This window comes from Flavobacterium sp. IB48 (assembly GCF_016405855.1).
Classification (GTDB): domain Bacteria; phylum Bacteroidota; class Bacteroidia; order Flavobacteriales; family Flavobacteriaceae; genus Flavobacterium; species Flavobacterium ginsengisoli.
The window spans coordinates 47883-72543 of record NZ_JAEFCA010000001.1 but is presented as its reverse complement, the minus strand read 5'-3'; the positions used below and the strand labels follow the sequence as shown (position 1 = coordinate 72543).

Annotated in this window: 23 protein-coding genes and 1 tRNA gene; 17 read left to right on the top strand and 7 right to left on the bottom strand. The window is 33.5% G+C overall.

Features of this window, described 5'->3' with window-relative positions; genetic code table 11:
* Nucleotides 1-765 carry an alpha/beta fold hydrolase gene (locus JC605_RS00345; protein WP_198854352.1) on the bottom strand — a complete coding sequence of 255 codons (765 nt, stop codon included), beginning with the start codon at nt 763-765 and terminating at the stop codon, nt 1-3.
* Nucleotides 766-1142: 377 nt separating this feature from the next.
* Here JC605_RS00345 and JC605_RS00340 point away from each other — a divergent pair, with 377 nt between their 5' ends.
* From JC605_RS00340 to JC605_RS00260, 17 genes are all read left to right on the top strand, one after another.
* Nucleotides 1143-1616: a division/cell wall cluster transcriptional repressor MraZ gene (locus tag JC605_RS00340; RefSeq protein WP_179001379.1), complete on the top strand. Its 474-nt coding sequence runs from the start codon at nt 1143-1145 to the stop codon at nt 1614-1616.
* The gene (rsmH, locus tag JC605_RS00335; RefSeq protein ID WP_198854351.1) at nt 1591-2499 is read left to right on the top strand and encodes a 16S rRNA (cytosine(1402)-N(4))-methyltransferase RsmH; all 909 of its coding nucleotides are present in this window, start codon (nt 1591-1593) and stop codon (nt 2497-2499) included. The genes JC605_RS00340 and rsmH overlap by 26 nt, the downstream gene beginning before the upstream one ends.
* 21 nt (nt 2500-2520) lie before the next feature.
* A complete protein-coding gene (locus JC605_RS00330; protein ID WP_198854350.1) occupies nt 2521-2868 on the top strand; it encodes an FtsL-like putative cell division protein in 348 nt (115 codons plus the stop codon).
* Nucleotides 2859-4865 carry a penicillin-binding protein gene (locus JC605_RS00325; RefSeq protein ID WP_198854349.1) on the top strand — a complete coding sequence of 669 codons (2007 nt, stop codon included), beginning with the start codon at nt 2859-2861 and terminating at the stop codon, nt 4863-4865. Before JC605_RS00330 ends, JC605_RS00325 begins: the two co-directional genes overlap by 10 nt.
* Entirely contained in the window at nt 4862-6325 is a 1464-nt protein-coding gene (locus JC605_RS00320; protein WP_198854348.1) for a UDP-N-acetylmuramoyl-L-alanyl-D-glutamate--2,6-diaminopimelate ligase, read from the top strand. Before JC605_RS00325 ends, JC605_RS00320 begins: the two co-directional genes overlap by 4 nt.
* A gap of 74 nt (nt 6326-6399) precedes the next feature.
* Nucleotides 6400-7632, top strand: a complete 1233-nt coding sequence (mraY, locus tag JC605_RS00315) for a phospho-N-acetylmuramoyl-pentapeptide-transferase (RefSeq protein WP_198854347.1) — start codon at nt 6400-6402, stop codon at nt 7630-7632.
* Nucleotides 7633-8964 (top strand): UDP-N-acetylmuramoyl-L-alanine--D-glutamate ligase, encoded by a 1332-nt coding sequence (gene murD / locus JC605_RS00310; RefSeq protein WP_198854346.1) that lies wholly within the window; start codon nt 7633-7635, stop codon nt 8962-8964.
* A gap of 80 nt (nt 8965-9044) precedes the next feature.
* Complete coding sequence (locus JC605_RS00305; protein WP_198854345.1) at nt 9045-10355, top strand: FtsW/RodA/SpoVE family cell cycle protein; 1311 nt, start codon at nt 9045-9047, stop codon at nt 10353-10355.
* Between the two features lie 44 nt (nt 10356-10399).
* On the top strand, nt 10400-11488 hold the full coding sequence (gene murG, locus JC605_RS00300; RefSeq protein ID WP_198854344.1) for an undecaprenyldiphospho-muramoylpentapeptide beta-N-acetylglucosaminyltransferase: 1089 nt from the start codon (nt 10400-10402) through the stop codon (nt 11486-11488).
* Nucleotides 11489-11562: 74 nt separating this feature from the next.
* Nucleotides 11563-12912 (top strand): UDP-N-acetylmuramate--L-alanine ligase, encoded by a 1350-nt coding sequence (murC, locus tag JC605_RS00295; RefSeq protein WP_198854343.1) that lies wholly within the window; start codon nt 11563-11565, stop codon nt 12910-12912.
* Entirely contained in the window at nt 12899-13621 is a 723-nt protein-coding gene (locus JC605_RS00290; protein WP_198854342.1) for a cell division protein FtsQ/DivIB, read from the top strand. The genes murC and JC605_RS00290 overlap by 14 nt, the downstream gene beginning before the upstream one ends.
* A 6-nt stretch (nt 13622-13627) precedes the next feature.
* Nucleotides 13628-15034: a cell division protein FtsA gene (gene ftsA, locus JC605_RS00285; RefSeq protein ID WP_198854341.1), complete on the top strand. Its 1407-nt coding sequence runs from the start codon at nt 13628-13630 to the stop codon at nt 15032-15034.
* Nucleotides 15035-15111: 77 nt separating this feature from the next.
* On the top strand, nt 15112-17118 hold the full coding sequence (gene ftsZ / locus JC605_RS00280) for a cell division protein FtsZ (protein ID WP_198854340.1): 2007 nt from the start codon (nt 15112-15114) through the stop codon (nt 17116-17118).
* 199 nt (nt 17119-17317) lie between these two features.
* Nucleotides 17318-17767 carry a GatB/YqeY domain-containing protein gene (locus JC605_RS00275; protein WP_198854339.1) on the top strand — a complete coding sequence of 150 codons (450 nt, stop codon included), beginning with the start codon at nt 17318-17320 and terminating at the stop codon, nt 17765-17767.
* Nucleotides 17768-17894: 127 nt separating this feature from the next.
* Nucleotides 17895-17968: transfer RNA gene (locus JC605_RS00270), tRNA-Arg, on the top strand.
* Between the two features lie 227 nt (nt 17969-18195).
* The gene (locus JC605_RS00265; protein ID WP_198854338.1) at nt 18196-18753 is read left to right on the top strand and encodes a suppressor of fused domain protein; all 558 of its coding nucleotides are present in this window, start codon (nt 18196-18198) and stop codon (nt 18751-18753) included.
* A 33-nt stretch (nt 18754-18786) separates the two neighbouring features.
* On the top strand, nt 18787-19524 hold the full coding sequence (locus tag JC605_RS00260) for a hypothetical protein (RefSeq protein WP_198854337.1): 738 nt from the start codon (nt 18787-18789) through the stop codon (nt 19522-19524).
* 156 nt (nt 19525-19680) lie between these two features.
* Here JC605_RS00260 and JC605_RS00255 read toward each other — a convergent pair whose 3' ends face one another.
* From JC605_RS00255 to JC605_RS00230, 6 genes are all read right to left on the bottom strand, one after another.
* Nucleotides 19681-20076 carry a hypothetical protein gene (locus tag JC605_RS00255; RefSeq protein ID WP_198854336.1) on the bottom strand — a complete coding sequence of 132 codons (396 nt, stop codon included), beginning with the start codon at nt 20074-20076 and terminating at the stop codon, nt 19681-19683.
* A 31-nt stretch (nt 20077-20107) separates the two neighbouring features.
* Nucleotides 20108-20305: a hypothetical protein gene (locus tag JC605_RS00250; protein WP_198854335.1), complete on the bottom strand. Its 198-nt coding sequence runs from the start codon at nt 20303-20305 to the stop codon at nt 20108-20110.
* A gap of 32 nt (nt 20306-20337) precedes the next feature.
* Entirely contained in the window at nt 20338-21198 is an 861-nt protein-coding gene (locus tag JC605_RS00245; protein ID WP_198854334.1) for a hypothetical protein, read from the bottom strand.
* Nucleotides 21199-21306: 108 nt separating this feature from the next.
* A complete protein-coding gene (locus JC605_RS00240; RefSeq protein WP_198854333.1) occupies nt 21307-23148 on the bottom strand; it encodes a TlpA disulfide reductase family protein in 1842 nt (613 codons plus the stop codon).
* Nucleotides 23149-23279: 131 nt separating this feature from the next.
* The gene (locus JC605_RS00235; protein WP_198854332.1) at nt 23280-24173 is read right to left on the bottom strand and encodes a class I SAM-dependent methyltransferase; all 894 of its coding nucleotides are present in this window, start codon (nt 24171-24173) and stop codon (nt 23280-23282) included.
* 7 nt (nt 24174-24180) lie between these two features.
* On the bottom strand, nt 24181-24645 hold the full coding sequence (locus JC605_RS00230) for a DUF962 domain-containing protein (protein ID WP_198854331.1): 465 nt from the start codon (nt 24643-24645) through the stop codon (nt 24181-24183).
* Nucleotides 24646-24661: the final 16 nt, after the last annotated feature.

Sequence of the window (24661 nt, the reverse complement as noted above, 5' to 3'; positions counted from 1 at the left end):
CTATAAATTCTTTTCAGTAAGCCATTTTTCAAGAATTTCATTAAATTCCTGAGGGTGTTCCATCATTGCTGCGTGTCCGCATTTGTCAATCCAGTATAAAGTTGAATTGGGCAATAATTTATCAAATTCTTCTGCTACATTTGGAGGAGTTACTGAGTCGTTTCTACCCCAAATAATGCAAGTTTCAACATCCATTTTAGGCAAATCTTTCGCCATGTTATGACGAATTGCACTCTTTGCAATAGTTAAAGTTTTGATTAATTTGATGCGGTCGTTAGCTGTTGCGTACACTTCATCAATCAAATCTGGAGTTGCAATTTTTGGGTCATAAAATACAGCTTCGGCTTTTGTTTTGATGTATTCGTAATCGCCTCTTCTTGGGTAACTATCTCCCATTGCGCTTTCGTAAAGCCCAGAACTTCCGGTAATTACAAGTCCAGCAACTTTTTCAGGATAAAGTTTTGTGTGGTACAAAGCAATATGTCCTCCAAGAGAATTTCCTAAAAGAATAACTTTGTCAAACCCTTTAAAAGTGATAAAATCTTTTACGTATTTCGCGAAACTTTTTACGTTCGTTTTTAAAATACTTTGCGTGTATATTGGCAAATCTGGGATAACAACTTTATATCCTTTTGTTGGGAAATATTGTGCTACACCATCAAAGTTACTTAGACCTCCCATTAAACCATGCAGAATAACGATCGGAGTTCCTTCTCCAGCTTCAAAATAGCTGTATTTGCCTTCTTTTTTATAGTGTTTGTCCATCTAATCTAATGCCAATTTCAATTTCGACAAATATAGGGTTAATTACACAAAAATGAATTTTTGATGCCATTTTTTAACTAGATAATTTGAGTAGAATTTGTAAATGGTTAAAAATCAGTAATTAAACACGTATTTGTTAAAATAATCAAATGTTAAGAAATATGCATTATAATCAATTTTTTAAGAAAATTAGCGCATTATTTTTTCGAATGAATAATGGATTTAAGAATCTGTTAATTAATAGTTAAGGTATTGATTGATTGCTGATTATGGAAAGTGGTAGAGAAGTGGTTAAACTTATTAACAAAGTGGTATAAAGTGGTAAAATGTGGTAATATTTTTTATATTTTTGCTGTATAACATGTTAACTAGTTTTTTTGAACACAATTGTTGGAACATATGAATGTAAAGTCGATGCTAAAGGAAGGCTAATGATGCCTGCACCTTTAAAAAAGCAGTTGACGGCTTCTCTTCAAGACGGATTTGTCTTGAAGCGTTCTGTTTTTCAGCCGTGTTTAGAGCTGTATCCTATGGTAGAATGGGATGCGATGATGAAAAAAATCAACAAGCTTAATCGCTTTGTAAAAAAGAACAACGATTTCATTAGAAGGTTTACTGCTGGTGTTAAAGTAGTTGAGGTTGATGCATTAGGAAGATTGCTTGTTCCAAAAGATTTGGTAACGTTTGCAAGTATTTCTAAAGATGTGGTTTTTTCATCTGCGGTTAATATTGTTGAGATTTGGGATAAAGATTTATACGAGAAATCAATTAGCGGCGAAGATATGGATTTTGCAGATTTAGCCGAAGAAGTAATGGGAAATATTAATGACGACGACAATGGAATATCATAATCCGGTTTTGCTTCATCCAACAGTAGATGGTTTAAATATTAAACCTGATGGTGTGTATGTAGATGTTACGTTTGGAGGCGGTGGTCATTCAAAAGAGATTTTAAAAAGATTAGGGCCAAACGGAAGGCTGTTTGCATTTGATCAAGATGAAGATGCGCTTGCCAATGCATTGCCAGACGAAAGGTTTACTTTGATAAATGAGAATTTTAGGTTCATAAAAAGGTTTTTGCGCTTTCACGGAGTAAAAGCAGTAGATGGAATTTTGGCAGATTTGGGAGTTTCATCGCATCAATTCGATGTTCCTGAAAGAGGTTTTTCTACAAGATTTGATGCCGAACTAGATATGCGGATGAGTCAAAAAAATGATTTAAATGCTTATCGGGTGGTTAACGAATATGAAGAACAGGATTTGCGTCGTGTTTTTTTTGATTATGGGGAGTTGAAGAATGCACCAGTTTTGGCAAGAACAATCGTAGAGGCGAGAAAAGATTATCCAATCAAAACGACTGAAGAATTAAAAGAAGTTCTGAAAAAGTTTTTGCCAGAGAAAGTTCGAAACAAAGTACTGGCTCAGATTTATCAGGCAATCCGAATAGAGGTAAATCAAGAAATGGATGTTCTAAAAGAATTTATTGAGCAGTCATTGGAGATTTTAAAACCAGGAGGAAGATTCTCGGTAATCTCATATCATTCTTTAGAAGATCGTTTGGTAAAGAGATTTATAAAGAACGGAATGTTTGAAGGAGAACCAGAGAGAGATTTTTACGGAAACTTTTCAGTTCCATTCAAAACAATAGGAAAATTGATTGTTCCGGATAATGAAGAAATCAAGATTAATAATAGAGCAAGAAGTGCCAAATTAAGAGTTGCAGAAAAGCTATAATATATATTAAGGTAGGAAATAATGAAAAGTGGTGTATTTAGCATATTAAAAGCAAGATTCCTGATTCATGAAGATGCAGTAAAAAATTGGCGATTTATTGTCTTTATAATTCTGCTGGCCATTTTGATGATTGCCAATACACAGCGATATGAACAGAAAGTTTTTGAAATCGCAAAATTAAATAACGAAGTAAAAGAGCTAAGATCTGAATTCGTCGATCGACGTTCAGAATTGATGAAGTTAAAAATGGAGTCAACTATTTCGGATAAAATGTTAGAAAAACAAATCTATCCATCGACAGTTCCTCCAGTTAAAATAGAAGTTAAAAAAGAAGAAGAAAAAAGTTTCTTTAAAAGAATATGGCAGTAGACGATAAACATATATCCTACAGAATTTACCTCGTAGCAGTTTTCATCTTTGTGATGGCAATTGCTATTGTTGTTAAATTAACCAATATTCAATGGGTTGACGGAGATTATTACAGAAAACTGGCAAAACAGCGTACGGTAAGAAACTTTGTGATTCCTGCCAATAAAGGAAATATTTATTCTGCCGACGGAAGTTTATTGGCAACATCAATTCCGAATTATGAAATTCGTTTTGATGCAAAAGCGCCAAAAACAGAAACTTTTGAGAAATATGTAAAACCATTGTCAGATTCATTGGCAACAGTTTTAGATAAACCAAGCAGTTATTTTCAGAAAGAATTGCGAAAAGCACGTGAAAATAAAAACCGTTATTACCTGATTGCTCGAAATTTGAGTTATACTGAGTATGTGAAAATTAAAGGTTTTCCGTTGTTCAGTTTAGGAGCTTTCAAAGGCGGAATCATCGTGGAACAAGAAACAGTTAGAAAGCATCCAATCGGTAAAATTGCAGAGAGAACAATTGGTTACGACCGAATTGATCCAGCAACGGGAGTAGAAGTAGGAAAAGGAATTGAATGGGCTTTTAAAAATTATTTGAACGGAAAAGACGGTAAGATTTTAAAGCAAAAAATTGCAAAAGGACAATGGAAACCAATTCGTGACGTAAATGAAGTAGATCCAATTGATGGCTACGATGTGATTTCGACTATAGATGTTTTTATTCAGGATATTGCACATCACGCTTTGTTGAAACAATTACAAGATTACGAGGCAGATCACGGTTGCGTTGTGGTAATGGAAACAGAGACGGGATATGTTAAAGCAATTTCGAATTTAGGAAGAGCAGAAGACGGATCGTATTACGAGACAACAAATTACGCAATTGCAGAATCTCATGAACCAGGATCGACATTTAAATTAGTTGATTTAATAGCGATTTTAGAAGATAAAGTAGCTGACACAAGCACGGTTTATGATAGTCATAATGGTGTTGTTAAGTATTATGGAAGGTCTGTGCGCGATTCGCATCATGGTGGTTACGGAAAAGTTTCTTTAGCACGCGGATTCGAACTTTCGTCAAATACTGTAATGGTTCAAGCGGTTTATGATAATTATAAAAGCAACCCTTCAAAGTTTGTAAATCATATTAAAAGTTTTGGTTTAGATAAGCCATTAGGATTGCATTTTAAAGGAGAAGGTAGACCAATTGTTCCACATCCTGGAGATAAAAGCTGGTCAGGAATTTCACTTCCGTGGATGGCTTTCGGATACTCGGTTTCGGTAACACCAATGCAAACATTGGCTCTTTATAATTCGATTGCGAATAACGGGGTAATGGTAAGACCGCAATTTGTGTCTGAAATTAAGGAATGGAACAAAACGGTTAAAAAGTTTGATACAGAAGTAATCAATCCAAAGGTTTGCTCGCCTGAAACGCTTAAAAAAGTAAAAGCAGTTTTAGAAAATGTGGTAAAAAAAGGAACGGCTTCTAAACTGTATTCGAAAGATTTCTCGATGGCAGGAAAAACTGGAACCGCGATGGTTAATTATGGTAAAGCAGGAAGAGAAGGAATGTACTACGCCTCTTCTTTTGCAGGGTATTTCCCAGCAGATCATCCAAAATATTCTTGCATTGTAGTGGTTCATAAGCCAAATACAGCTAAGAATAATTATTACGGAGCAGATGTTGCAGGACCAGTTTTTAAGAGAATAGCGCAAAAGATTTTTACAGACGCGCCTTCAACAAATAAGATTAAAAAATTAGATTCTAGAATCCCAAAGCAGGATGCTAGTTATGATAAATATACTGCTGAGTCAAATAAAAAAATGAATCAGATTCCAGATTTAAAAGGAATGCCTGGAATGGACGCAATTGCTTTACTGGAGAATTTAGGTTTGAAAGTAAAAGTAAATGGAATGGGAAAAGTGAAGAATCAATCGATTCAAGCGGGAACCAGTATTAGCAAGAACGCAACAATTGTATTAGAATTATCGTGAAAGTATTAAAAGACATATTATATAAAGTAGCTATTGAATCTGTAAAAGGTTCGACAGATGCGGCTATTCAGAAAATTGAATTTGATTCACGTAAAGTAGAAGCAAATGATGTTTTTGTAGCAATTCGTGGTTCACTTTCAGATGGACATGATTACATCGAAAAAGCAATTCAGCTTGGGGCAAAAGCGATTATTTGCGATACATTTCCAGCAGCTATTGCAAATGATGTGACTTATATTCAAGTAAAAGATACCAATACAGCACTGGCTTTTATGGCGGCTAATTATTTTGAAGATCCATCTTCAAAACTAAAATTGGTTGGTGTAACAGGAACAAATGGTAAAACGACAATTGCATCATTGTTATTTCAATTGTTTCAAAAAGCAGGTTTTAAAGTTGGATTATTATCAACTGTAAAAATCGTAGTAGATAAAATAGAGTATCCAGCAACGCACACAACACCAGATTCTTTGACTATCAATCATTATTTAAATGAAATGGTCGAAGCGGGAGTGACGCATTGTTTTATGGAAGTAAGTTCTCATGGTATTCATCAAAAACGTACTGAAGCTTTGCATTTTGTGGGAGGAATTTTTACAAATCTTTCTCATGATCACTTAGATTATCATCCAACATTTGCAGAATACAGAGACGTTAAAAAGTCTTTTTTTGATTCACTTCCAAAATCAGCTTTTGTTTTGTCAAATATTGATGATAAAAACGGTTCTGTAATGCTACAGAATACTGTCGCTATAAAAAGGACTTATGCTTTAAAATCTTATGCAGATTATAGAGCACAGATTTTAGAAAGCCAATTATCGGGTTTGCTTCTAAAAATCAACGATAATGAAGTTTGGGTAAAACTGATTGGTACTTTCAATGCATACAATGTTTTAGCAATTTATGGAACAGCTGTAGAACTAGGAATTGATAGTTTAGAAGCATTGAGATTGCTGTCTGATTTAGAAAGTGTTTCGGGACGTTTCCAATACATTGTTTCAAATGAAAAGATTACTGCTGTTGTAGATTATGCTCATACGCCAGATGCGCTTGAAAATGTTTTGAAAACCATTAATGACATTCGAACAAAAAATGAACAGCTAATTACTGTTGTTGGATGTGGAGGTAATCGCGATAAAACAAAACGCCCTATAATGGCAAAGATTGCTTCGGATATGAGTGATAAAGCAGTTTTGACCTCAGATAATCCTAGAAATGAAGATCCAGAGGTTATTTTGGATGAGATGGAACAAGGAGTTGAGCCTCACAATTATAAAAAAATGCTGCGAATTACAGATAGAAAACAGGCAATTAAAACAGCTTGTCAATTGGCTCAGCCTAAAGATATCATTCTAATAGCAGGAAAAGGGCACGAAACGTATCAAGAAATAAATGGTGTTCGCCATCATTTTGATGATATGGAAACGGTAAGAGAAATTTTAGAACAACTGAATAAATAAAAAAATTAAGTTCAAATACCACCACACAATTGGAATTTGGGATTTCAAAATTGGAATTTAAAAAATAAGAAAATATGCTGTACTATTTATTTGAATATTTTGATAAGACATTGGATATTCCTGGAACAGGAGTTTTCCAGTACATCACATTTAGATCAGCTTTGGCATTTATGCTTTCGTTGCTTTTATCGACTATTTATGGTAAAAGAGTAATTAACTTTTTACGCCGTCAACAAGTTGGAGAAACTGTACGTGAGCTTGGTCTTGCTGGTCAGAATGAAAAAGCAGGTACGCCAACAATGGGTGGTTTAATAATCATTTTTGCTACTCTTATTCCTGTGTTGTTATTTGCAAGATTGCACAACATTTACATCGTTTTGCTGATTGTAACTACTCTATGGATGGGAACAATTGGCTTTGTTGACGATTATATCAAGATATTCAAAAAAGATAAACAAGGATTAAAAGGTATTTTTAAAGTTATTGGTCAAGTTGGTCTAGGAATCATTGTTGGAGCAGTTCTTTATTTTAATCCAGCAGTTACAGTAAGAACAGATACAGGTCGAGCAGATATTTTTAAAACAGCTTCAAGTTCGACAGTTATAGTACCTGCAGGTATTGAAGAGAAATCTACAGCAACTACAATTCCTTTCGTAAAAAACAATGAATTTGATTATGCTGAAGTCCTATCTTTTATGGGAGATGGATATGAAAAATGGGCTTGGTTAGTGTTTATTCCAGTAGTTATTTTCATTATTACAGCAGTTTCAAATGGAGCAAATTTAACAGACGGAATTGATGGACTCGCCGCAGGAACCTCTGCTATATCTGTCCTCGCACTCGGGATATTCACATTCGTTTCTGGTAATATCATTTTTTCCAATTATCTGAATATAATGTATATACCCAATTCGGGAGAAATGACGGTCTTTATTTCGGCTTTTGTTGGAGCTCTTATCGGATTTCTTTGGTACAATTCGTTTCCAGCATCTGTATTTATGGGAGATACAGGAAGTTTGACTATTGGAGGAATCATTGCGGTATTAGCAATTGCAGTTCGTAAAGAAATATTGATTGTTTTATTCTGCGGAATTTTCTTAGCAGAAAGTGCCTCAGTAATCATTCAAGTAAGTTATTTTAAATATACGAAGAAGCGTTTCGGAGAAGGACGAAGAATTTTCCTGATGTCGCCGCTTCATCATCATTATCAGAAAAAGGGATATCACGAAAGTAAAATTGTAACCCGTTTCTGGATTGTTGCCGTAATGTTAGCCATATTGTCAATCATTACCCTAAAATTAAGATAAATGAGATTAGTAGTTTTAGGTGGAGGAGAAAGCGGAGTAGGAACCGCGATCCTCGGAAAGAAACAAGGTTACGATGTTTTTGTGTCGGATTTTGGAAAAATAAAAGAGAGTTATAAAGAAGTTCTTATCATTAATAAAATTGCTTGGGAGGAAGAGCAACATACAGAAGATTTGATTCTAAATGCTGATGTGGTGATGAAAAGCCCTGGAATTCCCGATAAATCTCCGATAGTAAAAAAGCTCGTCGCGGCAGGAATTAAAGTGATTTCGGAAATAGAATTTGCGATTCCTTACACAGAAGCAATGACCATCGGGATTACAGGAAGTAATGGTAAAACCACTACAACAATGCTAACACACCATTTGCTGAAATATGCAGGACTGAATGTAGGATTGGGAGGAAATATCGGAAAAAGCTTTGCCTGGCAGGTGGCAGAAAACAAATATGATGCATACGTTCTTGAATTAAGCAGTTTTCAGTTAGACGGAATAATAAATTACAGACCAGATATTGCCATTATAACCAATATTAGTCCAGATCATTTGGATCGATACGAATATAAATATGAAAATTATATCAATTCGAAGTTCCGAATAACGATGAACCAGACTGAAAGCGATTATCTCATTTACGATGCTGATGATGAAGCAACTGCAGAATGGTTAAAAAAGAACAAAACAAAAGCAAAACTAATTCCTTTTTCATTGACGAAAAAATTTGATGAAGGGGCTTCTATAAAAAACAACAAAATGGAAATAAAGATCAACCAAGAAGAGTTTACAATGGATACAGAACACATTGCGTTAGAAGGAAAACATAATATGAAAAACGCCATGGCAGCAAGCTCTGTAGCTAAATTGATGCAAATTAGAAATGCAACGATTCGTGAAAGTCTATCTAATTTCCAAGGTGTTGAGCACCGTTTAGAAAAAGTATTAAAAATACAAAACGTTCAATATATCAACGATTCAAAAGCAACAAATGTAAATGCTACTTTCTTTGCTTTAGATAGTATGAATGCGCCAACGGTATGGATTGTTGGAGGTGTTGATAAAGGAAACGATTACAACGAATTAATGTCGTTAGTACGTGAAAAAGTAAAAGCTATTATCTGTCTTGGAATCGATAACCGTAAAATTATCGATGCATTTGGAAATGTTGTTGATATTATGGTTGAAGTAAATAATATGAATGATGCTGTAAAAACGGCTCAAAGATTAACGGAAAAAGGCGATGTAGTTTTATTGTCTCCAGCCTGCGCAAGTTTCGATTTATTCGAAAACTACGAAGACCGTGGAAAACAATTTAAACAAGCAGTACATAACTTGTAGAAAAAAGAGTTTCAAGTTTCATGTTTCGAGTTAGAAGGAACGTGAAAACTGAAACAAGAATAACCTGAAACGAAAGAATTATGAAAGAGCTGGTAAACAAACTAAAAGGAGATAGGGTAATATGGTCATTTGTGGCTTTATTGGCTTTGTTTTCGTTTATGCCTGTTTTTAGTGCGAGTAGTAATTTAGCTTATATAGGGCATGGAACGGGGAATACACTAGGTTATTTGGTAAAACACTTGGCACATATTTGTATTGGTTTTTTAATCATTTACTGGGTGCATCGAGTGCCGTATCATTATTTTAGAGCAATTTCAAAAATTGCGCTTCCGGTGGTTTGGATTTTATTGATTTATACACTTTTAAAAGGAACTGTGATTGCGGGAGCAAATGCAAGCCGTTGGATTCAGGTGCCTTTTATTGGAATAACGTTCCAGACATCAACATTGGCATCTATTGTTTTGTTTATTTATGTTGCAAGATATTTATCGAAAACAAAAGAAGAAAATGAACCTTTTCAAACCTCGTTAATTCAGCTTTGGGTTCCAGTGTTTATTACGTTAATATTGATTTTACCAGCGAACTTTTCAACAACAGCCTTAATCTTTTCAATGGTTTTAATGCTGACATTTATTGGAAAGTATCCATTAAAATATATTGCTTTTATCATTGGTTCGGGAATTGCAATGTTGGCATTTTTCCTTTTAGTGGCAAAAGCTTTTCCAGATTCAAGATTCTTTAGTAGGGTTTCAACTTGGGAAAGTCGTATTACGAACTTTACAACTGATAAGCCAGATGAAGACGATTATCAGATTGAAAAAGCAAAAATTGCAATTGCTTCGGGAAGATTAGGAGGATTAGGTCCTGGAAAAAGTGTTCAGAAAAACTTTTTGCCACAATCTTCTTCCGACTTTATTTATGCCATTATTGTAGAAGAATATGGTTTGGTAGGAGGGGTTTCGATAGTGGTTTTGTATTTGTTGCTTTTGTTCAGATTTGTGATTGCATCGCATAAAGCACCTACTTTGTTTGGGAAATTAGTTGTTGTCGGTGTCGGTTTTCCGATGATATTTCAGGCCATGATTAATATGGCGGTTGCAGTAGAATTATTGCCGGTTACAGGACAAACACTTCCATTAATAAGTAGTGGAGGTAGTTCGATTTGGATGACTTGTCTTGGACTTGGAATTATCATTAGTGTAACGAAAAAAGAAGATGAAATCGCTGAAGAGAAATTAGAAAAAGAAAAAAGAAAAGAAGCTTTACAGCGATTAATTGATAAAGAGTTGGCAGAAGATGATGTGATTCCTCAAGAGATTTATGAGCAAGAGCCTGCCTATTCGATAGAAGACAATTCAAGAAACCCAATGAATGCGGTTTTGAATAAATAAAATTAAAAAAGAATAAATTTTAAAAAGTTGTAATTTTTAGAAAGATGACAAAGTATAAATTCATACTTAGCGGAGGAGGAACAGGAGGACATATCTATCCTGCGATTGCAATTGCAAATGAATTAAAATTACAATTTCCTGATGCAGAATTTCTTTTTGTAGGTGCCAAAGATAAAATGGAAATGCAGAAAGTGCCTCAGGCAGGTTACGAAATAAAAGGTCTTTGGATTGCTGGTTTACAGCGAAAATTGACATTACAAAACTTGATGTTTCCGCTTAAGCTCGCAAGTAGTTTATTGGAATCAAAAAGAATAATAAAAAAGTTTAAGCCTAATGTTGTAATTGGAACGGGTGGTTTTGCGAGCGGGCCTTTATTACAGGCGGCAGGTTCGGCAGGAATTCCGACAGTGGTTCAAGAGCAAAACTCTTTTCCTGGCATAACGAATAAATTGTTAAGCAAAAAAGCAAATGCAATTTGTGTGGCCTATCAAAACTTGGAACGCTTTTTTCCAAAAGAGAAAATTGTTTTAACCGGTAACCCAGTTCGTCAGGATTTAATAGATATAGAAAGCAAACGTGATGAAGCAATTGCTTTTTATGGTTTAGATCCGAATAAAAAAACGTTATTGGTTTTAGGTGGAAGTTTAGGGGCCAGAAGAATCAATCAGTTAATCGAAAAAGAATTGCAAAATTTTCTTTCGCAAGATGTACAGGTAATCTGGCAATGCGGGAAATTGTATTTTGAAGAATATAAAAAGTACAATCAGTCAAATGTAAAAGTGGTTGATTTTATTGAAAGAATGGATTTTGTTTACGCAGCATCAGATGTCATAATTTCACGAGCAGGTGCTTCATCGGTGTCAGAATTATGCATTGTTGGAAAACCAGTAATTTTTATTCCATCACCTAATGTAGCTGAGGATCACCAAACTAAAAATGCGCAAGCAATTGTAGATGAAAAAGGTGCGATTTTGTTGAAAGAATCTGAGCTTGACAACCAGTTTAGCATTGTTTTTGAAGCGCTGCTGAAAGATTCGGGAAAACAGAAACAACTAAGTGATAATATTAAAAAACTGGCAAAACCAAGAGCGACACAAGATATTGTAGCAGAAATTGTGAAGTTAATTAAATAGAAAAATTAAAAAGCTGAAGACATATAGTTAAGAGACTTTAAAAACTTTAGACTTTAAGACATTAAGACTCAATTATGAATTTAAATCAAATACAAAACGTTTATTTTATTGGTATCGGAGGAATCGGAATGAGTGCTCTGGCTCGTTATTTCAAGTTTATTGGAAAACAGGTTTCAGGTTACGACAAAACACCTTCTATGCTAACTAATGAATTGATTGAAAGTGGTATAGATATTCATTTTGAAGATAATATAAATTTGATTCCAACAGATTATTATGTTGAAAATACGTTAGTAATTTACACACCAGCGGTTCCAAAAACACATTCTGAGTGGAATTATTTTGTCGAAAGGCATTTTGAGGTTAAAAAACGTGCCGAAGTTCTCGGAATTATAAGTAGAGATACTTTCTGTTTTGCAGTTGCTGGAACACACGGAAAAACTACAACGTCTAGTATTTTGGGACATATTTTGTTTCAAAGTGGTGCTGATGTAACGGCTTTTATAGGAGGAATTGTTGAGAATTATAATTCTAATTTAATCGGAAGCGGAAAAACAGTAACAGTTGTAGAAGCAGACGAATTTGACAGATCGTTTTTGCATTTGCGTCCAGATATTGCTTGTGTGACTTCTATGGATGCAGATCATTTGGATATCTATGGAACTAGCGACGCCATTCAGGCTTCATTTAGAGAATTTGCTTCAAAAGTAGAAGATAAAAATAATCTTTTTATAACCAAAGAATTGCCTTTAGACGGTGTTCAATGTGCTATAAATGAAGATGCTGTATATAAGGCTTATAACGTTCGAATCGAAGACGGGGCTTATGTTTTTGATGTGCAAACGCCGTCAGAAATCATGAAGGACTTACGTTTCGGATTGCCAGGAAAACACAATTTAATGAATGGATTGATGGCTATTGCGATGGCTAAAACTTTCGGCACCCCGACCGATTCTATTGCAAAAGCCATTGCTTCATTCAACGGAATTAGAAGACGTTTTTCGTATCAGATTAAGAGCGAAAATTTAGTATATATTGATGATTATGCACATCATCCAACAGAAATAAACGCTGTTCATCAAGCAGTTAGAGAATTGTATCCAGGCCGTAAAGTTCTGGCAATTTTTCAGCCGCATTTGTTTAGTAGAACAAGAGATTTTGTTGATGGATTTGCGGCAAGCTTATCGCAGTTTGATGAAGTGTTTTTGATGGATATTTACCCTGCTAGAGAGCTTCCAATGGAAGGAGTGACTTCTGAGTGGCTTTTGGGTAAAATGACAAATTCGAACAAAAAAATTGTTGCAAAAGAAGATTTATTAGGTGAAATCAAAGCCAGTGATGCACCTATTATTGTAACAATTGGAGCTGGTGATTTGGGAGAAATGGTTCCGTCAATTAAAAAGGTTTTAAATGAAAATATTTAATTGGACAAATATTAGATTAGTACTTATTTTCGGACTGGTTTTGTTTCTGTATTCTTTCGCACAACATCGAAATGGCGATCGAAAATTGAAAAAATCGATGGTTGTTTTTGTAGGAGAAAATACGCTTTTTGTAAAGCCGGAAACGGTTAATAAATTGTTGATAGAAAATAAAAGAGACGCTTCCAGTATTAGAAAAGATGAAGTAGATTTGAATAAGATAGAAAAAACCCTCGATACGCAAGACATGATTGAGAAGTCAAATGTTTTTGTAAGTATTGATGGAGTTCTAAAAGCAGTAGTAAAACAGAAGACGCCCATAGCAAGAGTTTATGATGGCGCCACTTCTTTTTATATTGACTATGAGGGTAATAAAATGCCCTTATCAGACAATTTCACTGCGAGAGTTCCTCTTGTTTCAGGGGCAATTAATGCAAAAAATAACGAAGATTTAGCAGCTTTATTTCGCACAATTTATGACGATGCGTTTTTGAGAAAAAACATCATTGCTATAGAGATTATGCCGAATGGAAGCTTAAAAATGTTTAATCGTAACTATGATTACTTCATAGATTTCGGAAGAACGATGAATGTTGATAAGAAATTTAGAAACTATAAAGCCTTCTTTCAAAAAGCAGTTTTAGATAGTTCGTTATACAAATACAAAAAAATTGACCTTAGGTTTACGGAACAAGTAGTTTGCACTAAATAATAGAAAATGGAAAAAGATAACATTGCAGTAGGTCTAGATATTGGAACAACCAAAATCGTTGCCATGATTGGCAAAAAAAATGAATATGGTAAGTTGGAGATTTTGGGCATTGGCAAATCCAAAAGTTTGGGTGTTGCCAGAGGAGTAGTAAACAACATTACGCAGACGATACAATCGATACAGCAAGCGATACTCGAAGCAGAAAATAATTCGGGTTATAAAATTAAAGATGTGGTTGTGGGTATTGCCGGACAGCACATCAGAAGTATTCAGCATACTGACTATATCAGCAGAAATAATCCAGAAGAAGTAATTGGTGAAAATGATATTCAACTTCTAATTGATCAGGTAAACAAACTGGCGATGTTACCAGGAGAAGAAATTATTCACGTATTGCCACAAGAATTTAAAATTGACGGGCAATCTGAGATTAAAGAACCGATTGGTATGTACGGCGGAAGATTAGAATCTAGTTTTCATGTTGTAGTTGGACAGGCATCTTCAATCAGAAATGTTGGAAGATGTATTCAGAGTTCAGGAATTGAATTGTCTGGTTTGACATTAGAGCCATTAGCTTCTGCTGATGCAGTTTTAAGTCAGGAAGAAAAAGAAGCTGGTGTTGCACTTATCGATATTGGTGGTGGAACAACAGATTTGGCTATTTTCAAAGACGGTATTATTCGCCATACAGCTGTAATTCCTTTCGGAGGAAATGTAATTACAGATGATATCAAAGAAGGCTGTTCGATTATCGAAAAACAAGCTGAACTTTTAAAAATCAAATTTGGCTCTGCTTGGCCAGGTGAAAATAAAGATAACGAGATCGTTTCGATTCCAGGTTTAAGAGGAAGAGAGCCAAAAGAAATTTCGCTTAAAAACTTATCTAAAATTATCCATGCAAGAGTTGTGGAAATTGTAGAACAAGTTTTCGCAGAAATTAAAGCTTACGGACATGAAGATCCTCGTAAAAAGCTAATCGCCGGAATTGTATTAACAGGTGGTGGTGCACAATTAAAGCACATCAAACAGTTGGTAGAGTATATTACAGGAATGGATACTAGAATAGGATATCCGAACGAGCATTTGGCAGGAAACTCAGGAGAAGAAATTTCTAGCCCATTGTATGCAACTGCAGTAGGATTGGTAATGAATAGTATCGAAAACAGTTCGCAAAGTGCTGTTAGAATGGAAATGGTGCAAGATCAACCAAAAATTGTTTATAGAACCGCTCCACCAGTGCAGCGATACGAAGTTGAAGAAAACTACGTTGAAAGAGTAGAAACTATTGACGAGCCTGAAGAAGTTGTAAGACAGAAGGCTCCTAAAAATGAATCTACAGAAACAAAAATAAGAAGATCATTTTTTGATCGATATGTCGACAAAATCAAAGAATTTTTAGACAACGCAGAATAATAAAAAGAGAAGGATTATTTCTTGCCCCAAGTCAAGAAGTAAAAAATGTACTTAATAAGAATTAAAAAACCAAAAAGATGATGAGCAACTCAGAATTTGGAAGTATTTCATTTGATTTACCAAAAAATCAATCAAATGTAATAAAAGTAATAGGTGTAGGTGGAGGCGGTAGTAACGCAATTAACCACATGTTTAAACAAGGTATTAAAGGCGTAGATTTTATCGTTTGTAATACCGATTCGCAAGCGCTTCAAAATAGTTCGGTACCGAATAAGATTCAGTTAGGAGTTAATCTAACAGAAGGGCTAGGAGCAGGAGCAAATCCAGACGTTGGACAGCAGTCAGCAATCGAAAGTATTTCAGACATTGAAAAAATGTTGGACCGTGGTACTAAGATGGTATTTATTACTGCTGGTATGGGTGGAGGAACTGGAACTGGTGCAGCTCCGGTAATTGCGCAATTAGCAAAAGAAAGAGAAATATTGACAGTTGGTATCGTGACGATTCCGTTTCAATTTGAAGGGAAAGTACGTCAGGAGCAAGCTATTATTGGAATTGAGAAGTTGCGTAAGCAAGTCGATTCTTTAATTGTAATCAACAACAATAAATTAAGAGAGGTATACGGAAATCTTGGTTTTAAAGCGGGATTCTCTAAAGCGGATGAAGTTTTGGCAACTGCCTCTAGAGGTATTGCTGAAGTAATTACGCACCACTATACTCAAAATATCGATTTACGTGACGCGAAAACTGTTTTGGCTAACAGTGGGACTGCTATTATGGGGTCTTCTGTAGCTGAAGGCGAAAACAGAGCTAAAGATGCTATCGTTTCAGCTTTGGATTCTCCATTGTTGAATGATAATAAAATTACGGGTGCCAAAAACGTATTGTTGCTTATCGTTTCTGGAACTAATGAGATTACTCTAGACGAAATCGGAGAAATCAACGATCACATTCAAGACGAAGCTGGTTACAATGCAAATATTATTATGGGAGTTGGTGAAGACGAAAGTCTTGGCGAAGCCATTGCTGTAACTATTATTGCTACAGGTTTTGATGTAGAACAACAAAATGAAATTGTAAATACAGAACCAAAGAAAATCATTCATACATTAGAAGATGAGCAAAGAAGTGTTCATAATCTAACGAATAAACCGCTTGCATCTTTCGATTTAACTGTTGATACTCCAACAACAAAAGTTGAAGATAAAGTAGTTTTTGATTTAATTGATGATGACGAAACATTTGCTCCGACTCCAGTTCAGGCTGTTGCTCCAGCTATCAATCAGGAAGAGTTAGTGGTTATGTCTGAGTTTATCAAAAATCTGGATGTGACTTTCGAAATTGTTTCGCCAATTACAGATATTGATTTTACAATTTCTGCTCCTGAAATACCAGCAGCAAGAGAATTGCAACAACCAATGATGCAGCAGCCAGTGCAACAACAACCTGTGCAGCAGCAAAGAGTATTTGAAAGAGAAGAACAAACCACTTTTTCTTTTGATCTTCCTTTGTTCAAACAAGAGCCTATAAAAAGAGAGCCAGTTGTTGAAGATAATAGAGTGTTGTTTGAATTGACAAATGAAACTCGTGATATTAAAGTAAACGATCCAGTTCAATTTGTTCCTGTAACTGAAGTTTCAGATAACGGAATTATTAAATATTCTCTAGAAGAATATATGGAAGTTGAAAATGATTTATTGGCTTCTAAACCTGTTGAAAAAGTAGTTGAAGATACAATTCCAGAGGAATTGAATATCACATTAAAACCAAGACCAGATTTTACTAGTCAGCCTGATATTTCTACAACTTCTGAAGTTTCTCCTTTAGAATTGACTATTGAAGAAACATTACGTTTAAGAGCTGAAGAAAGAAGAAAGAAACTAAAAGAGTTTAACTATAAATTCCATAACAATGTTTCTAGAATTGATGAGTTGGAAAAAGAACCAGCATACAAAAGATTAGGAATAGATTTATCTAATTCTCAATCTAACAATACAAATTCTAGAATTTCTGTTGGAACAGACAGTAATAACGATTTGCAATTACGTTCAAACAATTCATTTTTGCACGATAACGTAGATTAATTTTAGAATCATAATATTTGGTAACCCGAAAATTGGATTTAATTTTCGGGTTATTTTTTTTATCTTCGCACAGAATTTCAAAATTTGACTTCCGAAATAGGTTTTTAAAGTGAATCTTATTGTCACCCTGAGCGAAGTCGAAGGGCCAAATTAATATATCAATTAATAGGCTTTGGCTTATTTTAAATAAAATATAAACATGAGTTTACAAACACAAATCATGGACGAAATCAAAACGGCCATGAAAGCAAAAGATACAGTAGCTTTAGAAGCTTTAAGAGCTGTAAAATCAGAATTATTATTGGCTTCAACAGCTTCAGGATCAAAAGAAGATTTATCTGAAGATGAAGAGATTAAATTACTTCAAAGATTGGTTAAAACTCGTAAAGAAAGCGCAAGAATCTTTACAGAACAAAACCGTCCAGATTTGGCAGAACCAGAATTGGCTCAAGTTGCTGTAATCGAGAAGTTTTTACCTGCTCAATTAAGCGAAGAAGAAGTAGAAGCTGTAATTGCAAAAATCATTGCTGAAACAGGAGCTTCTGGAATTGCTTCAATGGGTAAAGTAATGGGATTAGCATCTGCTCAATTAGGAGGAACTGCTGAAGGAAAAACCATTTCTACAATTGTGAAAAAATTACTTTCGTAATTTTTAAATTCCAATAAAGAAATTCCAAATTCCAAATTCCAAATTGGAAAACTCAATAAAAAAATTCCAAATTCCAAGTTTAATATTGGAATTTGGAATTTAAAAAAAATGAAATTTAAATATTTTTGACCTCGTAGTTCAACTGGATAGAATATCAGATTTCGGCTCTGAGGGTTGGGGGTTCGAACCCCTCCGGGGTCACTACAGAAAATAAAAGCCTGCAAAGTGTATATTTTGCAGGCTTTTTTTGGTTCGAAAATTATTTTCTAAAATTTTATTTTTTTTCAATATCAGTGTTTACGGCAAATTTTGGTTCGAACTCCGTCAAGTCTCCAAATTTCTAGAACAACATTATTATTTGCATATTGAAGATAAAGTTATTAAGTTCACTTTGTCAAAAATTGACTCTGTTTCATTATAAAAAGCTAATGCAAAAGAATTATTCTACGAAATTAACCGATCACTACAATTCCTATTTTGGAATTGTTGGAAAAAAAATGAAATGGGAAATAGGTCCTACATGGAAAACCCATCCTGAGTTCTTCGTTTTAGAATTTGCTCCAAATAATATTCACAACATGTGGACATATTGTACTGTTGGAATGTCAGCCGATTTAATGGATGATAACTTAATTGAGTTAGTTATTTATTCTCCAAGACAAGATAATTCTTTGGTTGAATTATTGACTGTCCATGCTTCTCATCACAGATTGACACCATTTAATATTCATCATACCTCAAATATTGGAAGGCCTTGGCTTGACAATTCTATTTGTGACCATGCATTTATTTCATTACCTTATCTTGACGGAGATAATCTAGAAATTTTTCAATTTGAAGAAAAGATAATTCATTGTTACTGGCTTATTCCTATTACACAAGTAGAAAGAGATTATAAAATTGAGTATGGCTGTGAGGCATTAGAAGAATTGTTTGAAGAGAAACAACTGGATTACTTAAATCCATTGAGAAACTCATTAGTTTAAGTGATTAAAATCAGAAATATTATCAAAAAGCGTATGTTATTTGGTCTATTTAAAAGTTTAGATGAAAAAGTTAAGGAAGATAAAGAAAATCTAATAGCTAGATTAAAGAACTCTGAGTTAAAGACTTTGATTATAGAAATGGAAAATAACAAACCTATTTCAAATAACATAATTAAAAGGCAGAAACGAGATCAATCTTTTGAGAGCAAAGATTTTCCTAGTTGGTATGCTTATAGGATTTCTGATGAATTAAGTGATATAAACTTAAAACCGGAACTCATAAAATTACTCAAAGACAAAGATTTTTTTCAATATAAACAATACGTTTTAAGATGTTTAAGCAGTTTATGTGTAAACTGTAAAGATTATAAACTTTTTGATTTTTTGATTTCAGAACTTAAAAAAACTGACGAAGAAAAAGTAATAACAACTGTTTTAAGCAGGCTTAAAAAGTTGAAAAAACCTGCCACTCTGAATATTGACTATCTTAAACAATTACTATTAAATGGAACATATCAGAATAGGATTGACGCACTTGACGCATTACAAAACTCAGAGCACAAAGATTTAGAAGAAATTTTAATACTAAAATTAAAGACTAGCGATCAGCACACTAAAGGTATGATTTGTGCAACCCTTAGATCTACTGGAACAATAAAGTCATTAGAAACATTGGAAGGAGAGTTTAAAAAAACAAGAAGTAATGATTTGAAATATTTTATCCAAAGTGCAATTGAAGAAATAAATGAAAGAGAAAATAGTAGAATCTAAACATTTAAATATCAACCAAAATCTTCAAATCTTCCATTAAGCGGTTCGAATTCTGTACCGTCAAGGTCACTATAAAATTTAAAAAGCCTGAGAATATACATTCTCAGGCTTTTTTTATGGTTCAAATATAAATGTTGTATAAAGCTTTGTTATTTATTAGTCGTCGCAATCATAGAAACCTTGTTTGTATTTTCGCATTGCTTTGCGTCTTATTTTTTTAACCATCCTAGCAGCTTTTTTAGTATAGTAGTACAATCCCGTGTCTCTGAATAAGTGAGCTGTGTAGCAATTTTTTTCGGTTACTGTAATTTCAATCGGTCTTTCTCCGAAAGGCGAAATAACTATAACGTCGTCTAATTTTGCCTCTATACTAAATTTGCCATCTGCATCTGTAAACGTTTTCAAATCTGTTCCTTTCACACTAACTTCAACTTGTGCAGGCAGTAAATGATCTTCAAAAACAAATCCCCAGATTATTTTATTCTTTTTATCTGTTTCCTGCGCGAAAGAAAAAGCAGTAAAAAGTAATAGTAAAAAAAGTATTTTATTCATAATATACGGCATTTCTTTTCAAGCTTACAATTTACTTTGGTTGCTTTTTAGAGTTTTTAAAAATATAGTAAACCGAAAATAAAAAGACAATACCATAAATAACTGCCATTGCCGGATTCTCAAATTTCAGATTCTTAAAATCAAATTGCTTGTATAAGGTTACACCTAAAATGATGGCTACGACCCAAAAAATAAATGTAATAGGTTGGTTCTTATTTTCTGTATTCATATTGGTTATTGCTAAATATTTGTAATTCAGATTTACAATTTATCTTGTTCAGTCCTTATCAGATCAAAGATTTTTTCATTTTTGAAGTTTTCTTTAAATAAACTTATTAAAGGTGCAGTTGGGCTTTTCGGATATTTTTTTACAAAACGGTCAAACTCTTGAATGTTTTCTGGATAAATATATTTTTCATCTGTCGCTCTTTCGGCAGTCGGTGTATTATCTTGACCAACTAAATAATCCATTTGATAATTTTTGTATTCTTCTTTTACAGATGGAATCAATTTTGAATCAGGATATTTTGTCATAAAATTTTCCCATGAAATTATTCTGTCTCCCAGCTCTTTAAAAGAAATAACAAGCCCAGCATCTGCAGAATAAAGTGTTTTGTTTTCTTCACTTTTCAGATACAAATAATCTTTGTAATCGTTTGTTACATAATCTTTGAAGATCTTATAATAAAAATCAGGAAGCGTTTCAATTTCAACATATCCTTCTCCAATTTCAAAATACTCCAACTGATGTTTTGAAAGTTCGTCGCCTAAAAGTTTCACTTCTTTTTTAGCATTTTTCTCTTCATTGTAAAATTTATCTAATACGCCTGATTCTTTTTCTTCGATCTGTCCCAGCAAAACATTATTTTCTTCACAATATTTCTCATACAATGCATTAGCGGCTTCTTTATTAGCAATCGATTTTAATTTGAGAATAACTTCATTTTTGTTTTTAGAAAATTGCTCCAATAATCCCAAATCTGATTTTACTGTTTCTGATGAGCCTTCAACTTTGGTACTGTCTTTCTTTATTTCTTGTTTGTCAGAAATGCTTTTGTTGTCTGTTTGTTTGCAAGCTGAAAGTAAAATTCCAGAAACAATCATTACGAAGATTTTTCTCATTTTATAATTGGGTTTATTCTGCTAATATAAAAATATTTAAAGTATATTTTAATCATAAAAAAAGGACAAAAGATATCTTTTGTCCTTTTTCTTATTTAAAGTTTCATTTTATTTTAACTGTTCATCAATGATTACTCCTAGATCAGTATTAGAATTATCATAAGCAAGAATATTACCCGTTTTGTCAATTACAATTCGTGTTGGAATAGCCTGTATTTTGTAATTGGTGACAACTTCTGTTTTTGAATCGAAAAGAACATTAAAATCGAATTTTTTATCTGTTATATACGAAGTAACTTTCTTTAGTACGTCTTCCTCTTTGCCATTTTCCCAAGTATTTACAAACAGGAAAGCGACATCTTTATCTTTATATTTAGTCACTAAATGCTGCATTTTTGGAAAAGAAGCCTTGCATGGTCCGCACCAAGTTGCCCAGAAATCAAGAACAACTACTTTTCCTTTATAATCTGAAAGTTTTGTTTCTTTTCCTTCTAGATTTTTCAAAGTAAAATCAATGGCGTTTTTACTTCCAAATTTTTCAAGAAGATCTTTGTTTTTGCTTTCTTTTGCTAATAATTCTGTTTTTTGCTGAATAGCATCATATTCAGCCATAGGTAATTTCTTTTCAATGTAAATTTCTTTTAGTTTAGCAAGAAATGCAGGCGATGTATTGCCTTTACCAATTTCGTCTTCAATATAAGCTTTTACTTCGTCTTTACTCTTTACTTTGTCAAGCATTGCTAGATAGCGTTCTTTACCTCCAGCGTCCAATCCGTTAAGAGCTTTAACTTCGCTTTGGTATTTAAAAGCTTCGTCATATTTACCTTGTTTGTATAGCAGAAGCGCGTAAGTATCTGCATACATGTTAAAATCATCATTGTAATTGGCATTATAACATTCTTTTCGTTTAGCTTCAAGAATGTCTAATGATCGTTTAGAAACTTTCGTGGCAAAATCAATATTTTTTACAGGCATTGTTAAATCTCCTCCAGATTTACCCCAAGCAAAATTATTGTATGTGTCTGCTGGAAGAACTAAATAAGGTTCGCAAGCTATGGCCTTTTCCCAATTTTCTTTGTCTAGATATAAAGATGCCAAAACAGAATAAAAAGAATTTAAAGATCTTTTTGAAGTATCATTAAATTTTGTTTTATATGTATTAAGGCTTTCTAAGACAGAAGCTTCAGTTTTATCAGGCTGATCATAGAAATTTTTCCTAAAATCCATAGCATCAATTCTATTTTTAGGATATCTTTCTGAAATTTCCTTTCTCAATTTTATTGCCTGATCTTGGGTTTCATTATTAGAATTATAAATATAATAAGCGGTAGTTAGATAATCTTCGGTATTTCTTTTTACACATTTATCGGCAAAGGCAATTAGGTCTTTTGTTCCTTGTTCTTTATCGATAGATTTTTTAGTATACAAATACTCCAAAGAAACTTTATCGTCTCTTAATTTCGGATATTTTGCAAATATTGCGTCATATTCGGCAATTAGTTCTTCTGGCTTTGAATTCGATTTTAGTTTAAAAAAGTAACCTCCATTACTTCTAACGAAAACTTCGTCTACTAGACTTTTTCCTAATTCAGTGTCATTTTCTGTTTTTAGTAGAACAGAATAGCCTTTTTCGTTATTGCTATCGGCAATCTTTTTTGAATCGTTTATTGTTACTAGAATCACTCTGACAGAATCAGAAACTTTTGTGGTAAACTCAAAACGTTTTCCACTTTTTTTTAACGGACTTATTTCAGAAGAAAAATCAGTAGAGGTAATAGATAAAATATTTGCTTTGGCGTTGTCTTCTATAAGAATACCTTGCGGAGGTTCGTAAATATAGGTATTGGGTTTACCTACATTAAAATTATTATCTTTTAAATAGATTTTTCCGCTTTGAGAAAAAGCAATGTTAAAGATTGTGAGAAGTAATAAAAGAATAGTTTTTTTCATTTGTTTTTGGTTTTTTGATTGATGATTTCTTAAATTTTAACGAATGCTAAATTATACAATGTTGCCTTTGTACGATTTTTATTAAGAAAATATTAGCATAAAAACGCAAATAATTTTAGACAATCAAAATTTTAGATTGCAGAAGAGTGGCCTAAATCTTTTACTCCAATTGCGGTTCTATAAAATTCATAACCTTTTTCAGAGCGATCAGGTAGAAACCTTTCGCGATATTCATCGGCACCCAAATCTTCTGAAAGTTTAATGTCAAACTGATTTAAAAAGTTCGGCACATCTTCTGGAAGCAATCCAAAAGTCCAGTGTTCTTCTATGTTTTCTAGATCTTCCAGCAATTTTTTTCCGCCTAGAAAAGAATCAGGATTTTGAAGAATATCTTTATGTACATAAGTAAAAATAATATGACTGTTGTTGGCAAATTTTGAGATAAAAGAAAAAGTGCTTTTCACGGCTTCTTCGGTCAAGTAATTCGTAACGCCTTCCCAAATTACAGCTGTAGGTTTTGAAAAATCTAGATGGTGTTTTGTAGCCAATTGATTGAGATCTTCTTTATTAAAATCAATTTGAAGAAAAGTCACGTTTTCTGGAATCTTGCCAATACGTTTTTTATAGATTTCAGCTTTAAAATTTGAAGTATTCGGATGATCAATTTCTATTACAGGAATCGATTTTAGAAAACCAAGACGAACCGCTCTGGTATCAAATCCGGCACCTAAAATTATAACTTGTTCAACTCCTTTAGAAATTGCATTTTCTAGTAAATTATCAATGTATTTTGTTCTTGCAATTCCAGATGAAAGAGCTCCAGGAATCTTTTTGTTTATAATGTCGCCAATATATTTTCTAAAAAACGGATATGGAGACAAGTTTACAGCAAGCCTCAATTTTGAATCTATAAAATGTATGGCATAAGGATCTGAAAACAATCTTTCGTTTTCATTACGTTTTGTTTCCAACGCTCTAAAGAAGGCCATGTATTGCGCCGTTCTACTTGTTTTTGATGCTTTCATTCTGTTTTTATTTTTTCGAAAACAAATTCTCTACAACCCAAGCTGGGCCAATTAATAAAAACTGAAGATCTTTTAGGAACGAAGGTTTTTTGCCTTCAATATTATGTCCGTAAAATTGTCCGACCCACGCTAAAGCAAAAACAATAAGCGAGAAAATCCACAACGGAAAAAGTTGCGAAATGTAGTAATTTACAATTAGGCAAAGAATAGAAAAAATGGCAATCTTAATAGCCATTGCAATTGATAATCTGATATAGAAAACAAGAACAAAAAGCAAAACGAGAAATGCCCAATTTTCGATAATAGGAGCATTTAATTGTAATGTATTGGAGATTATCGTACTCGGAATACTCATAAGTAAACCAACGATTGAAAAGAAAATAGCAGGTACACAAATATAATGTATTGCCTTGTTTTTTGGGTTTTGATGACTTACGGCATATTCTGCAAACCATTGATCTAATGTTCTCATTTTTTGTGGTTTTAAG